The organism is Pseudomonas saponiphila (genome assembly GCF_900105185.1).
Lineage (GTDB): Bacteria > Pseudomonadota > Gammaproteobacteria > Pseudomonadales > Pseudomonadaceae > Aquipseudomonas > Aquipseudomonas saponiphila.
This window is the reverse complement of sequence record NZ_FNTJ01000001.1, coordinates 4,144,633-4,157,648: the sequence shown is the minus strand read 5'-3', so window position 1 is coordinate 4,157,648 and position 13,016 is coordinate 4,144,633. Positions and strand designations below refer to the sequence as shown.

19 protein-coding genes and 2 other RNA genes are annotated in these 13,016 nt (G+C 58.2%); 4 read left to right on the top strand and 17 right to left on the bottom strand.

Annotation, left to right across the window (positions count from 1 at the left end; all coding sequences use genetic code 11):
* Window positions 1–118: 118 nt before the first annotated feature.
* From BLV47_RS35585 to BLV47_RS19260, 16 genes are all read right to left on the bottom strand, one after another.
* Window positions 119–601 carry a hypothetical protein gene (locus BLV47_RS35585; protein WP_143038292.1) on the bottom strand — a complete coding sequence of 161 codons (483 nt, stop codon included), beginning with the start codon at window positions 599–601 and terminating at the stop codon, window positions 119–121.
* A 14-nt stretch (window positions 602–615) separates the two neighbouring features.
* On the bottom strand, window positions 616–1,053 hold the full coding sequence (locus BLV47_RS19340; RefSeq protein ID WP_092316236.1) for a Mor transcription activator family protein: 438 nt from the start codon (window positions 1,051–1,053) through the stop codon (window positions 616–618).
* Window positions 1,050–1,463: a gp16 family protein gene (locus BLV47_RS19335; RefSeq protein ID WP_092316234.1), complete on the bottom strand. Its 414-nt coding sequence runs from the start codon at window positions 1,461–1,463 to the stop codon at window positions 1,050–1,052. The genes BLV47_RS19340 and BLV47_RS19335 overlap by 4 nt, the downstream gene beginning before the upstream one ends.
* The gene (locus BLV47_RS19330; RefSeq protein WP_092316232.1) at window positions 1,460–1,738 is read right to left on the bottom strand and encodes a hypothetical protein; all 279 of its coding nucleotides are present in this window, start codon (window positions 1,736–1,738) and stop codon (window positions 1,460–1,462) included. Before BLV47_RS19330 ends, BLV47_RS19335 begins: the two co-directional genes overlap by 4 nt.
* An RNA gene (locus BLV47_RS19325) (hammerhead ribozyme type II) lies at window positions 1,739–1,809 on the bottom strand. It lies immediately after the preceding gene.
* Window positions 1,808–2,479, bottom strand: a complete 672-nt coding sequence (locus BLV47_RS19320) for a DUF7168 domain-containing protein (protein WP_092316230.1) — start codon at window positions 2,477–2,479, stop codon at window positions 1,808–1,810. The genes BLV47_RS19325 and BLV47_RS19320 overlap by 2 nt, the downstream gene beginning before the upstream one ends.
* Window positions 2,480–2,725: 246 nt before the next feature.
* An RNA gene (locus BLV47_RS19310) (hammerhead ribozyme type II) lies at window positions 2,726–2,795 on the bottom strand.
* 250 nt (window positions 2,796–3,045) lie between these two features.
* On the bottom strand, window positions 3,046–3,393 hold the full coding sequence (locus tag BLV47_RS19300) for a hypothetical protein (RefSeq protein WP_143038291.1): 348 nt from the start codon (window positions 3,391–3,393) through the stop codon (window positions 3,046–3,048).
* 2 nt (window positions 3,394–3,395) lie between these two features.
* Window positions 3,396–4,019 carry a DUF3164 family protein gene (locus tag BLV47_RS19295; RefSeq protein WP_092316222.1) on the bottom strand — a complete coding sequence of 208 codons (624 nt, stop codon included), beginning with the start codon at window positions 4,017–4,019 and terminating at the stop codon, window positions 3,396–3,398.
* 11 nt (window positions 4,020–4,030) lie between these two features.
* Window positions 4,031–4,354: a hypothetical protein gene (locus BLV47_RS19290; protein WP_092316220.1), complete on the bottom strand. Its 324-nt coding sequence runs from the start codon at window positions 4,352–4,354 to the stop codon at window positions 4,031–4,033.
* On the bottom strand, window positions 4,338–4,715 hold the full coding sequence (locus BLV47_RS19285; RefSeq protein WP_092316218.1) for a hypothetical protein: 378 nt from the start codon (window positions 4,713–4,715) through the stop codon (window positions 4,338–4,340). Before BLV47_RS19285 ends, BLV47_RS19290 begins: the two co-directional genes overlap by 17 nt.
* The gene (locus BLV47_RS19280) at window positions 4,712–5,326 is read right to left on the bottom strand and encodes a hypothetical protein (RefSeq protein ID WP_092316216.1); all 615 of its coding nucleotides are present in this window, start codon (window positions 5,324–5,326) and stop codon (window positions 4,712–4,714) included. The genes BLV47_RS19285 and BLV47_RS19280 overlap by 4 nt, the downstream gene beginning before the upstream one ends.
* Window positions 5,326–6,048 carry an AAA family ATPase gene (locus BLV47_RS19275; protein ID WP_092316214.1) on the bottom strand — a complete coding sequence of 241 codons (723 nt, stop codon included), beginning with the start codon at window positions 6,046–6,048 and terminating at the stop codon, window positions 5,326–5,328. Before BLV47_RS19275 ends, BLV47_RS19280 begins: the two co-directional genes overlap by 1 nt.
* Window positions 6,049–6,066: 18 nt before the next feature.
* The gene (locus BLV47_RS19270; protein ID WP_092316212.1) at window positions 6,067–8,118 is read right to left on the bottom strand and encodes a Mu transposase C-terminal domain-containing protein; all 2,052 of its coding nucleotides are present in this window, start codon (window positions 8,116–8,118) and stop codon (window positions 6,067–6,069) included.
* Complete coding sequence (locus BLV47_RS19265) at window positions 8,111–8,551, bottom strand: hypothetical protein (RefSeq protein WP_092316210.1); 441 nt, start codon at window positions 8,549–8,551, stop codon at window positions 8,111–8,113. The genes BLV47_RS19270 and BLV47_RS19265 overlap by 8 nt, the downstream gene beginning before the upstream one ends.
* Window positions 8,552–8,553: 2 nt before the next feature.
* Window positions 8,554–8,904, bottom strand: coding sequence for a helix-turn-helix domain-containing protein (locus BLV47_RS19260; RefSeq protein ID WP_244168912.1), 351 nt, complete (start codon window positions 8,902–8,904; stop codon window positions 8,554–8,556).
* Between the two features lie 114 nt (window positions 8,905–9,018).
* Between BLV47_RS19260 and BLV47_RS19255 the strand changes: the two genes are divergently transcribed.
* The 4 genes from BLV47_RS19255 (at window position 9,019) to BLV47_RS19245 (ending at window position 11,916) form a co-directional block, all read left to right on the top strand.
* Complete coding sequence (locus BLV47_RS19255) at window positions 9,019–9,765, top strand: XRE family transcriptional regulator (protein WP_341865634.1); 747 nt, start codon at window positions 9,019–9,021, stop codon at window positions 9,763–9,765.
* Between the two features lie 315 nt (window positions 9,766–10,080).
* Window positions 10,081–10,206, top strand: a complete 126-nt coding sequence (locus tag BLV47_RS36765) for a hypothetical protein (protein ID WP_279626586.1) — start codon at window positions 10,081–10,083, stop codon at window positions 10,204–10,206.
* A 75-nt stretch (window positions 10,207–10,281) separates the two neighbouring features.
* On the top strand, window positions 10,282–10,944 hold the full coding sequence (locus tag BLV47_RS19250; protein ID WP_092316208.1) for a DUF2625 family protein: 663 nt from the start codon (window positions 10,282–10,284) through the stop codon (window positions 10,942–10,944).
* Between the two features lie 45 nt (window positions 10,945–10,989).
* Window positions 10,990–11,916 (top strand): hypothetical protein, encoded by a 927-nt coding sequence (locus BLV47_RS19245; protein ID WP_244168911.1) that lies wholly within the window; start codon window positions 10,990–10,992, stop codon window positions 11,914–11,916.
* A gap of 105 nt (window positions 11,917–12,021) precedes the next feature.
* Here BLV47_RS19245 and BLV47_RS19240 read toward each other — a convergent pair whose 3' ends face one another.
* Window positions 12,022–12,939, bottom strand: coding sequence for a LysR family transcriptional regulator (locus BLV47_RS19240; protein WP_060838443.1), 918 nt, complete (start codon window positions 12,937–12,939; stop codon window positions 12,022–12,024).
* Window positions 12,940–13,016: the final 77 nt, after the last annotated feature.

The following is a 13,016-nucleotide window of genomic DNA, read 5'->3' as shown; positions in this document are numbered from 1 at the left end:
TGCGAACCTGCCGTCGGGGATAACGGGGTCAGGTTCGCGCAAGAAGCGGAAAGTTGTAATTTCAGGGCGGCTTAAGGTTTTTAAGCTTGCTCAGTGAGAGGTGTGTAACTAGATACAATCAAGTTGATTCAATGGTGAAGACAAAGCTGTTAGTGGTAATGCTGCGTCGGACAGTAAGTCGTTTTTCTCCTAAATTCATCGTTACTGTCTTGTCAGGAACGGCGGCCTCCATGGCCTGCACGATCAAGTCTTTACGGTTCGGTACTTCCGGCAAGAGCAGGTCAACAAAAGCTTTGATTAACTTCGCTCTCTTCCTTTGCTGCTTCTCCACGTCAGTGACAGAAACGTCCAAGGTTACCTTTTCAACAGCTCGATTCAGATTTACCCCGATTACTTCAAGCATTGATGGGGGCTTCTCATCCTTGGTCATCCCCATCATCCTTTGCTTTCCCACCAGACCAGGGGTTCTACCAGGTGCTGCCGGACGCATATCAAATTGATAATCAGATAGACCATCTATCAAATGATCATAATTCCCAAGATCAGCGGCAAAAGACTGAGTACTGAAAATCACAAATAGCCAAAGCAGAATTGAACGCATGTATATTCCTTTTGCTAATGCAAAGTATCTTCGCCAAATCCAAACAGGTCGGGCTCGTTTTTGCGGTGCAGCGCCCGTTGCCTGGTGATAATGTCATAAACAGTTGGGCTGGATAGCTTGTATTTTCCAACCAGATCGGCAGGTTTAATGCCGTGGTCACGCCAATCCCTGTACAAGTCAGCATCACGCATGGCACGTTTTAGTCGAGCACCGCTAGGCAAGTACATCACGCCGCCGCCCAGGTGTTCGCATACGGTATAGATGACCAACTGTGCTAACTCTGTCGAGCGCGGGTCATTATTTAACGCCTTACGCAATTCAGCTTCGGCCACTCTAACCATGTCGCCGAGTACTCCCTCCCATCTGGCCAGGACCGTCGGGTCCTTCATGTGCGCCAGGACTTTGGCGGAGTCGAGTTCGTCGCTGTCGTCTGGAAATAGTTCTCCGCTCATTGTGCTGCTCTCCCGTGGCGCTTGGCGTCATAAGCCAATGCTGCAACCATCTTGCGAAGTTGTTCAGGGTCCAACCATTCCACACGCTCGACCTTGAACATACGCTGGGCCATGCCATCGGCATATGCCCAGGAACGATTCGCCTCGCTGAGAAACGCCTCAATCTTACCGATTAATTTTGCTCTGCCCGCTGCTGCTACCGGAGCCTTACGACCAGTCTTGACGGGGGAAGGCTTCCAGCCAAGCCGCTCAAACTCGGCCAGCACCTTGCCTGCTTGACGCGGGCTTAGGTCCTTTGCCGATCTGACCCCGGCCACGCGAACCAGCAGCGCGCGATAGGTTTCGTCATCAAGCCCTAGGTCCTTCTTTGCTATGTGAATCTTGCTCAGATCCAGGTTTCGTCTGCTCACTTTGTTCTCCCTTGAATCAATGCCCTGAATGCCGCCGGATCTCGGCGAGACAACTCGGCTGCTCCGTGAATGACCATCGTCAGCGCGTGCGCCGCTTCGTCGAACTCCCCGGCGATACGGATACGTTCAAGCTCGGCCAGTGTGCCTTTGTACGCTTCCATCTTGAACGTGCTGGAACCCATGGCCAGTTTCTTGGCCTTGTCCCGCAGGCGCTGGGCACGTTTGCGCTCACGGGCCAAACGGGCTTTACGCTGCCGGGGTGTTTCGTCTGTCATCTGTGGCTGCTCATCAGTACCAGGCAACCATGCCTGGCAGACCGCCCCAGTTCATCGGGGAGGTTTCGCTCAGTGGAGGCGTTGCTGCTCTTGTCCTTTCACACCGTGGTTCAGCTGTACGTCAGCCGCTGCGAGAATCCCGTGCATGGCATCGCTCACGGACCGATTGCTCATCCGCTTTGCGGTGTTCCGGTCCTTCGGGTCTGCCTTTGTTGTATCCGGGTGATGCTTGAGCATGTAGGCCGAAGCGGCGCTGGATGGTGTGTCATTGCCAGCGAAAGCCATCACCTGCTTGCGCACCTGATAGACCCAGGCATCACAGAATACGTCCGCCCGTTTGGTCTTGGTTGCGGCCTTGCAGCGCTTGAGTTTGTCGGCGATGAAGTCACGCCGAGCCTGGCGGATCTGACGGAGAAGCAGCGTCATGGTGTAGCTGGCCACCTCGGCAAACTCACCAATGAACCGCCATTCACCTAAGCCCGCCATGAACAGCAACTCGCAGGCATACGCACGTTTTACGCTGCCAGCCAGATTGGCCTCCCAGCGAACAGGATTCACCTTAGAGCCGCTGCGTGAGGCCGATTCAAAGATGTCCGAAAGCGCTACATCAGCTTCTTCAATACGGAATTTTTCCATCATGGCCCGCGCCTGGCGCATAGCCGCTGCGGCTTCGTGGGGGTTGTCGCTTGCTGCCAGGCGCAGAAGCTTCTTGATTTTGTCTATAGCTTTGCTGTGATCCATTTCGTCAGGTCTCGGAGTCTTACGTTTTGGGTTAGACAACAATCGCGTTTGGCACTGCTTCGCGAAAACGCGAAGGGCTCCAGTCGCAAGCTTCATCAGCTGGGATGTGTCCGAACATCATCGTGCAGCGGCGGCAGTGCACGCAGTCGCCGCAGGTCTTACCCTCGGGCAGATTCATCTTGTCGGCGTTGTCCGCAGACCGTGGATATGGTTTTCGTTGCTTGCTCATAAAATTCCCCACTTACTGTTCGGCTGCTCATCAGTACCAGGTAGCCACGCCTGATAGACCCTCCCGGAGACCGGGAGGGTTTCGCTCAGTGGATGGTTGAGTTACTTGGCTGACGACGGTACGCAGGCAGCTCGCCCAGGAGCTGCTCGCAAGAGGCCATCCCCCAAAGCATTTGGGAGATGGAGCAGGCTGCGGATCGGTGAGCTGCACCAGTGGGCACACCAGACAGGTCAAGAGTGACTGTCGGAGCGCCGCTTTCGTCGCGGCGGTCTTCCAGGGTAAGGACAATTTTGGCCATCATAGTTTCCTGTAAATAATGTGTGCGGAGCTGTCTGGTCTATTGCGGCTTTGTGCTGGAGTAAGAGGCTGTAATCTGTGGAGCCAGACGCTCATCAAGCCTTACCGTCTGGTCTGCACAACCCTCCGGGTCTGACTTACCGATAGCTCCATAAATGATGGTCAGATGGGTTCGCATACGCTCCTTCCACCATTCACCGAACTTTTCAAGCTCCACCAACTGGCTACGCAGATCGTCACGCTCTTGCTCAACCGCTTTGCAGTGAACCCTGATTCCGCGAACGGTCCAGCCGCCTTCAATGTGATCTTGGGTTAGCCCCTCACAAACGCGCTCAAGAGTGCCGAGGCGTTCCAACTGATCCAGGATCAGGCTGTTATCTTCTTGCATAGTCATACCCCCGCAATATCAAGGCTGATGGGTTCGTATTGGTCGGTATCACCGACACGCTGATACACACGAATGTAGGACTTTGAACCCACCACCTGGCATGCATCGCCAATGGCTTGCATGGCGCGCTGCCAGCGCTCATCGGTGATTTCCAGTCGCCGCAGTGCAAGCACTCGGGCCGTGCGGATATCGCCTTTCTGGTCGGTGCGAAAGGCGTCATTCACCAGGGTGACGACCTCCGGCCGAGCCCCTTCTGTCCAGTCGCGCAAACATTCGTCAATCAGTGCCCTGGCTGCCTGCAAGCGTTCGTCAAAGGCGATGCTTTCCTGGACTGCCCGCAGGATCTTGAAGCGCCCATCAAAACTGATCAGGCTGACATTGCCTTTCTTGCCGCCAATCTGAGCGCCGTACTGTTCGGCGCTCAGTTCGATAAAGGCTTCGATATCGCCGAACGCGGAAGCCTTGAACTTCGACAAAACGTCATGGGCCGCACGCGCTTTTTCGACCAGGGCGAGCACCAAGGCGTCACGCTCCAGGTCGATGGGTTTGATCATGCTTTCAGGGATAAGGCGCTTTTGAGCGTCGGCCCGGTAGCCTTCAGGGATGGTCTGTTGTTGAACGGTCATTGCTAGATTCCTCAGTGGACAGTCGGGCGCTGCCAGCCTTCTGGACGGGCGGCGCTGATGGGTTCGCGCCACTCCAGGGTCACGCCCTGGAACTGCACGCTGTAATGGGTGCTACCGGCCGTGGGGCGGCGCTTAAAGCCTTCGCGATGGCCAAGAGCGACCAAGCGCTGGCCCGCATCGGGATCGATAACCAGGAAGTTTTGAGCTGGGCAGAAGCCGAGTATGCGAATGCCATTCGCCTGCAACTGGCGGGCGGCGGCGTTGAAGATGCGCAGGCGATCAGCGAGCGATGGGGTCAACACTTTCAAGGCTGTACGGCTAGTGGAGGCGAGCATGGGCGTTCTCCTGGGTGCAGCAGTTGGGGTTGATCGGGCAATGTTGGCAAGCACGCCATCGCTGCATGGCAGGTGGGTTGTGTGTGGGGGCTGGTTTTTCGCGATAGCTTTGGCACTGCTCCGCGTTCACTTCATCATCCAGAGCCACACACTGAATGCGGCCGAGGGTTTCCATGACACGGCGTTCAACACCGGCAGTGCTACGCGATGCATAGCGATTGGCCAGGGTCAGGCTGACTGCTGTTCGGCTCATGCCGATACGCTTGCTGGCCTGGGTTTGGCTTGTGGCTGCGACTTCGGCTGCCAGCAAACGTACAAACAGTGGAGGCTCAGCGCCCCAGGCCGATAGATTCACGTTCATAGTTCGGCCTCAGCTGGTTCGGGCTGGCGAAACACCACCTCGCCGAGATTCGGGTCGAACACCTGACCGATGCGCTGAATCATCGGTGGGCGCGGGCCGGTGTATTTGCCTGGAGCTAGGCGGTATCGGGCTTTCTTGCCCGGTGTACTGGCCTGCACTTCGACTACATAACCCGCACGTTTTAGCCACTTGAGGTAGGAACGCGCTGTCCAGGTCGTGGTCGGCACTGCGATAGAGGCTTGTTCAGCCAGCTCGTCGGCGTCCATTTCGCCCAGGATGCGCAGGGTTCGCCACATGGCTTCGGTGCCTTTGCCCGTCTTGCTGGGTTTTCCTTCGCGAGTGATTGCTGGAGCTTCGGCGCCCACGTCCCTGACCAGGTGTAATGTCTGTTCTTCAAACTTGGCCCCAGAGATAACCTCGACAAATCCGCCTTTGATCAGCGATTGCAGGTAGCTACGAACCGCCGTGTCATCGACCAGGGAGCGGCGGGAGATTTCATAGGCTGTAAAGCCATCTCGAATGACACGCATAGCCTCCCAGACACGCTGGCGATTGCCCTTCTTACCGTGCATTTCCAGATCAATTGGTTTACGACCACGACCGCCAGCCATTACGAAACCCTCCGCACAGGAGCGTCGCCGGTGAACCACTCCCGATGGCCCCAGGTCGCAAGGTCAACCTTGTCCCAGCATTGGGTTTGGGCTTCGTTGTAAACGCGGTACAGGTTGACCGCGACACGGCGCAGACAGCCTTTAACCTTCTTGCGCAGGTCTTCTAGCAGATCGTCGGCGAAGTGCAGGCCGGGGTAACTGGCCTGGGCCAAGGCGTGTATGTCGTGAAGCGTGGCAGGCTGGGCAGGCACCCACTCCAGCACACGGTTATGCAGGCGCTCCAGCCTGGCCAGGCTGCTAGGCACTCGTTCTTCACCGATCAACACGATGGTGCCTTGGCTGGCGTTGTAGATATCGGTCAGAACGTTGGCTATGGATTTCTCAAGCAGGTACTGCACGTCATCGATCAGCAGCGGGCGCCCGCTGCGCGACAGTTGTTCGGCGATCTGGTCCACCATCAGCGACAGGGTGCGTTCAGGTGTGATGCTCATTTCGTGCAGGATGGCTTGCAGGAAAGCCTTTTTGCTCCAGGTGTCGCGGCACTCGACGTAATAGGCGCGATGCTGGTTTGCGGCGAAGGCAGCGCCAACGCTTTTGCCCAAGCCGGTGGGGCCATGCATCACGACAACACCGGGCAGCCCCTGTGGGCGTTTGAGGGCGCGTTCGATAGCGGCAGACAACAGGCCAACGTTGGTCAGTGGAACAATCTTGGGAAAACTCATGTGAAAACTCCTTAGGGGTTAGGCTCTGGCTTGTTCTGCGTGGGCAAACATCCGCTGCATCGCGCTGTAGTCGGAATGTTTGGGCCAGCGTTCGTGCCACTGGGCTTGCTCGGGTGGTAGCGCTTCGCCGCCCTTCACGCGGCCATCGAGCTGCTGCCAAAGGCGGTACTTGGAAATAGGGTCGTTGGGGATTTCAAAGGCTGGAGCCTGTGGCGCGACCAGCTGGGCGAAACGTTGTGCTTCGGCTAGCTGTGCCGGGGACAGCTCATAGCTGCTCGATGCCGTGGGAATGACGCGCATTTCAACGTCTTGCCCGGTGATGGTTTTGGCCTTTTTAACCAGGCGCGACAGCTGTCCGCGTTCGCGCTTCTCACTGGCTTTTTCAAGCATCGTTACCGGCATTGCTGGGCTGGCATTGCCATCCAGAATGGCTTCACCGATCAGCTCGCCATCAAGGGTATGCACCCATACACGGCTGGAGTCGCGGAAGTCATAGGCCACGCGGACTTCCTCGCCATGGAAACCTTCCAGTTCTTTCAGGAAGTAGGTGCCGCTATTCCATTGCACCTGGGCGCGCCGAGCAGTGCGCAGGACCTGCGGACGGGTCAGGCTTTCAACGATACTTGCGTCAGCCAGCAATGGCTCCCAGCCTTCGGCCTCGGCCTGTTTCCAGGCTTCCATGGGGCTTTGGTGACGCATGCGCAGCGTCTGTGGGTCGCGGAACTTCGGTAGGCCACGGTGTGGGCGCCGGTTGTAGTCGTCGAGTGCGCATTGCAGGTCGGCGAAGAACACCGAGAACTCCGGCACAACTGTTGGTGCCAAACCCAGCGCCAACTGCTTACGGGATAGCTTGTGGGCCTTGGTTCCGGCCTCCTTGTCCATATCGGCGCCGATGTAGCTGTCGAAGGTTTTAGCGAGCCTGACCAGGATGGTTTTGTGTGGGCGTTCAATCACGCCACGGGCTTGGGAGTTGTAAGGCAGCGAATGCGTGACGGTGCCGCCAAGACGGTCATTGGCTTCATAGACCACGGCGTTATCAAAGCCGCTGCCGTTGTCTACATAGAAAATCTTGTACATGCCGCAGCGGGTAACACCGTCGCGCAATGTGTCCAAGGTGGCCAATGTCGACTCAGCCAGGTTGACCGAAAAACCGGTGATTCGGCGTGTGCCCCAATCAATGATCATGGTGATTTCCGGCCGGAAGATCTGGCCGGTAAGAGGGTTGATAACCTCGGCGTCAAAGGTATGACCATCGGCAACCCAGACATCATTTGGCCAGAGCATGTCCGCCTTGCGGCGGTTGTACGCCTGTAGGGTTTTCAGCTCATGCGGCCCCATACGACCACGCTCGCGGGCCTCTGGAGACAGCTTTTTCAGCCAGCGGCGGACGGCGTGAATGCTCGGGCAGACGCTGGAGTGGACCTCTGAATGGATCTGTTTGAACTGCTCGTATGCCGCTTCAACGCTGGGCTTCTGCGGGCGCTGATAATGCTTCAGGAACTCGGCAGCCCAAGACGGGACGCTCATGTCCTGTTTGCGGCGTGCTGGTGCCAGTCCCATTTCCCCATGGGCGCGATAGTCCGCCAGCCACCGTTTCAGGGTGCGCTCCGAAAGTGTTCGGTCTTCTGTTTTGCGGTCGTTGGCCCGGACCACTTGCTCGGCAAGGTAGGGGCTCAGGTCGCCGGTTCGTGCCAGGGAGACCAGTGTGAGAATGGCGCGGTTCTGGCTGACCACCTTGCTCATGCGCTCTATTTCGCGCACGAATGACAGGCGTGCCGTCATGACCGAGATCTGCGAATCATTCAAGCGTGACGCTTTTTTAGCGTCACACCCTGAAAGAATCACATGTGTTTCAGCCGGTGCTTCTGGTGCACTGGCGGGAATTGAGGCAGCAATGAGAGCAGCCTGGGTTTTCTCCGGCAGCATCGCAAAGGAGTACTCGACAGCTTTGCTACCAAGTCGTTGCTGGCCCTCCCAGTTCTCCCGAGCAGCCATTGCCTTAACGTTGCGAGAAGTACTCGGCAAGCCGGGCAGGCCTGCGAGTTCCTGGGCGGAATACCAATTACGCATGGCTGCCCCCTAACATACGCTTCAGTTCGCGGGCTTTTCGAGTAGCGTCTGCGGCGACTCTTTCCAGGCGACCAAGCTCAGCATCAAGTGCTTCGCGACCGTAAGAAACTCGTCCGCCACGCAGATGCACCAACCAGTCGGTCATCGCGTGAGTTGCACAAACCTCTTCAAGCAATGGCGCCCTATATAAAGGAAGGTTGTGCTCGGTACGGGCGGGACTCGACCATGCATCGAGCATGTTCTTGCTTACGTCGTCACCTGAAAGTCGCGACATACGAGCTGCAATCTCGTAACGGTCCAGCTCGGAGCCTTTGAGGATTTCGCTCACCAGCTCACTCACCGTCGCGGCGTAGTTGCCATGGCCAGGTATAGAAAGCACCGGCTGTGGAACAGAGAAGATGTCTAGTGTCCTGTCGTCTTTTACGCGGCGCATGTTCACACCCCCGCCACGGCTTTACAGTGTCGAAGGACATAGAGTGAGTTATGATCTTGATTACTGGCTGCTCTGCGTTCTGCACGGTTCGGGCAGATTCGATGAGGCTTACCATCGGTGTTCCAGCGCTCGGGCCAGATGTCGATTGGCATTAAACCCAAAGCTTTTGCAATAGCTCTCTCCATACGTGGATAGGCGATGCGCTTTGTGTTCTTGAGGGCTTGGCCTGAAACATCCAGCTCGCGAGATAGCTTGGCCAGTGATGTACCGCGAGCACGTAATTGGTATTTGATCCATTCCCAACGCTGGGTCGGATCAGACGGTATTTCGGCTTTGTTCATGTCGGCGTCCATTTACAACCACCTGGCAGGGTGGTTTTTTTGGGGTGTCTAACGTTTCCTAGGACATAAACATAGCGCGGATAAATGTGCATATCAATCGGAAAAAAGAGCATCCGATTCTTTTTTATGCACCAAATGCACGAAAAAATATATAACGTAGAGAAATCAATGGCTTACAAGGAATCGGATAAAACGGATGCTCCAAATACGCAGCATCCGATTCCAGCTGGTGCAATCGGATGCTTCCGCGAGCGGCTTAAAGAGGCTATGGGAGGAAGGGCTGCACGCGCATTTGCGCGTGACGTGGGTCTTTCAGAGGGAGCTATACGCAGTTATCTGAGCGGCGATACATACCCGACATTGGATAGGCTTGAGCAGATCGCCCAAGCAACCGGTGTATCGCCCATATGGCTAGCATTTGGCGAAAGCGAGCGCCCACAGCTAGTCATAGAGGACGCTACGTATAGCTACATACCGCTCTATGACGCGAAGTGCAGCGCGGGGCATGGGGCCTGGACCGACGATGCTCGAATCCTGACTCGCCTCGCCTTCACTACTTACTCTTTGCGCAAGCAGGGGCTCAGTCCGTCCAATCTTTCAGCTATCCGCGTTGACGGTGATTCTATGGAGGGTCTGCTGAGCGACGGCGATACAGTGCTGATTGACCATAGTCGTACGTCATTGGAGGGGGAGGCTGTCTATGTTGTTAGGCTTGACGACCACCTTTATGCCAAGCGCTTGCAGCGTCAGATAGGTGGAGGTATCGCTGTCATCAGCGCCAATACGGCCTATCAAGTGATGACTGTAACGAAGGAACACCTTGATGATCTGGAAATCATCGGCCGTGTTGTGTGGGCTGGGGGCTGGCTATAGTCATGCCCCTAGTGCCAAAGAGCCCGCAATAAGCGGGCTCTTTGTTTATTTTTCATCGTTTTTTGATTCGCGCCAGTTTCGGCACTGTCTGACTCATCACTGAGTGCCCCAACTGGTCGGCAGCCCCCGTCCTGCCTGGCCCGACTCAGCTCAAACCATTTAGACCCGCTTTAACCCACCGACCTCCCCACTGGTGCCAAAGCTCCCACCTCCCCACACATACCTCCCTCCTTTTCAGAATCGTCAGCGGTGGTGCGCGCGAGTCGCTTGCCTCGCTGGCTTGAGCCCCGGAAGCCGCACCAAGGCGTCAGGTGGTTGAAAAAGCTCATGAAGCAGTTTCAGTCACTTCCGGGCAGTGATGAAAAGATTCTGAAAATGCTTTGCACGGTTGCCGGTTCAGGAGAGCTGGCAGATCGGCACAAGGCGCTGCTGACGCGCTGATAACCCAGCTAAATGACTCGCTCCGCCTCTGCATCCAAGTGGATATAATCCGTTCCTTTTTCCAGGGAACGGTCGATGAAAAGCTTGGAAGATCTGATAGACAGCGGCGATTCTGCGTTGCCCTTGCTCAAGGCCATGCTCGAAGAAGCCAGTCTGAACCATCAGTTACTGCCTCCATCCAGCGACAACGCCAGGGTGCTGTCTGCGCTGCAAGTCACGACTCGATCAACCTTGGGAGCGATGGCCTACGAAACCGGCGGGTTGCTCATCGACCACGGCTGGCTGCGGGTGCTGGGCTCGGGGCATCGGCACTTGTCGCGCAATCTTGTCGATTGGAATGACGACCGCGTACAGGCGGCCTTGCTGGTGGCTGACGACGCTGCAGGAGGGTTCTTTGCCATCAATGGTGGCGGTCTGGGCTCCGATGTGGGGGCGATGTACTACTGGGCGCCCGATACGCTGCAGTGGGAACCGTTGGAGGTGGGCTACAGCGACTTTCTCGCCTGGGCCCTGAGCGACCAGTTGGCCGTGTTCTACCAGGGCCTGCGTTGGGATGACTGGCAGCGTGATGTGCAGGCACTGAGTGCCAATCAGTGCTTTTCCTTCTACCCGTTTCTCTGGACCCGTGAAGGCTCGGTCCAGCACAGCCACCGCACTGTGGTCAATGTCGACGAACTCTTCGCCATGCACCTGGACCTGGCTCGCACACTCGACAGTAGCGTTTCGCCGTCCGGCTGATACCACGCCAAAGCGCTTGTCAAATCAATGGACGGGAATGCCGCAATGAAACGCAACATGATGTTGTTGATCTGGGCCTGGGTATTGGCGTTGGCCGCACCGGCCTGGGCCGATGGCAAGCGGCTGATACCGCGCAGTGAGCAGGCCACTGGCGGTTACCTCTCGTCGCAGTTGTTGCTCAAGCCTTGTGCGGATATCGACGCGCTGGGGTTCGCGGGCGACGAGACAGCCCAGCGCAGCGCCGCGGATGCGCGCCAGGCGCTGCCAGCGGGCACTTGCGAGAATGGGGCGCTGGTGGAAAAGCTGTTCAAGGCACGCTTTCTCCAGCACGCCACTCTCGCGATGGTCTACACCCCCTGGCAGCTCGACGAGCAGATCGCCCGGCAGCAGCGGGCGATCGGTCGCTGTCGTGACACCCAGTGCCTGGCGCGGGAGCTGGATCGGGTGATTGCCGTTCTGGCGCCGGTGTACCTCGGTGCCCGGCGCCAATGGCCCCGCGGCAAGGGGCTGTGCAGCGCCGACCCGCGGCAGACTCCTGTCAGCCAGGCGCTGGCGCTGCTGGGGCCCGATGCCGCCAACGCCATCAGCGCGACCTGTGCCGAGAGCGAGGTCAATGCCCAGACCTGCCGCGGCCCCCAGGGCCCTTTGCTGCTGGTCAGCTGTGGCCTGAGCGGCAATCAGGTCAATTCGGATCAATGGCTGTTCCTGGCGCGCAAGACGCCCCCCGAACCCTTGCTGGCAGTCGAGGATGGCCCGGTGGCGGTGCTGGCAACCACCTGCAACGGCCTGCCGGACCTGATGACCCAGGCCCGAGTCAGTGCCGGGGAGCAGTACGTGAGTTACTACCGTTACGACGGCCGGGCCTATCGGCAGCTGTATGCCCAGAGCCACGAGTTTGTCGGCAACGACGCCCATGGCAACGATCTGATGATTGCCCAGGGCAGGGCAGAGGCCCGGGTAGTCTGCCGCTAGCGGGTGCGGATAGCGGCCCGCTGGCCTGTGGCGTGTTCGCCGGCACCGAGCGCCAGTCATTCGGCCGATGTGCTTCAGGGCCGCCCGGGGCTCGGCGCGCTCGGATCAGCGTCCGGCCGTCTCCGGCTGCGCCTGCAGCAGTTCATCGAGCACCCCCATGAAGGCTTCCACCAGTTGGCTGCGCCCCTGCCTGCGGGTCAGTACCAGCAGTTGCGCGGTGGCGCCGGGGTCCGTCAGCGGGCGGTAGGTCACGCCCTTTTTCGCCAGGGTCTGGGTGCAGCGTGGCACCAGGGCAATGCCCTGGCCGGCCGCCACCAGGGCGATGATTGAGGTGATCTGTCGGCCGCTGGGGCCGGGGCGTAGAGGCAGGCTGTTGCGCCGGTAGAGTTGTTCGATCGCTTCGTTGAGCCCCGAGCCGTAGTCGGCGGGAAACAGGATCAACGGATGTTCGCTGAGCTCGGCCAGGGTCACCTGATCCTGGGCGGCCAGGGGGCTGTCGCTGGAGATGGCCGCCACCAGGGGTTCGTCTCCCAGGGACAGGGCCTGGATTTCGCTCTGTTCGCAGGGCGGCCGCATCCGGCCCATGCCGATATCGATCCGTCCGTCGACAATCTGCGACCACTGGCTGACCGACGCACCTTCGACTAGGGTCAGTTGCACGTCCGGGAAACGCTGGGCGAACGCCTGGATCGCCTGGCTGAACAGGTCCGAGAGGGCAATGGAGCTGGCGTAGCCCAGGGCCAGTTGTCCGGCGCAACCCTTGGCCAGCTTGCCGGCCATGACCTGGGTCAGGTCCACCTGCTCCAGCACTGCCCGGGCATAAGGCAGGAAGTGCCGGCCCTGGGCGGTGAGGCTAACGGTGCGGCTGGTGCGATCGAACAGGCGAAACCCGAGCTCGGCTTCCAGTGCCGAGATCTGCCGCGTCAGTGGTGGTTGCGCAAGGTGCAGGCGCAGGGCGGCGCGGCCGAAGTGCAGCTCTTCGGCAACGGTCAGAAAGTAACGCAATCTGCGTAGATCGAGCATCCGGTTCCCTGGGTATTGATCGGTCGTAAATCGGTATTGGTCTTGGATCGGCGGCGTATTTTATAAAGGCCTTTCGT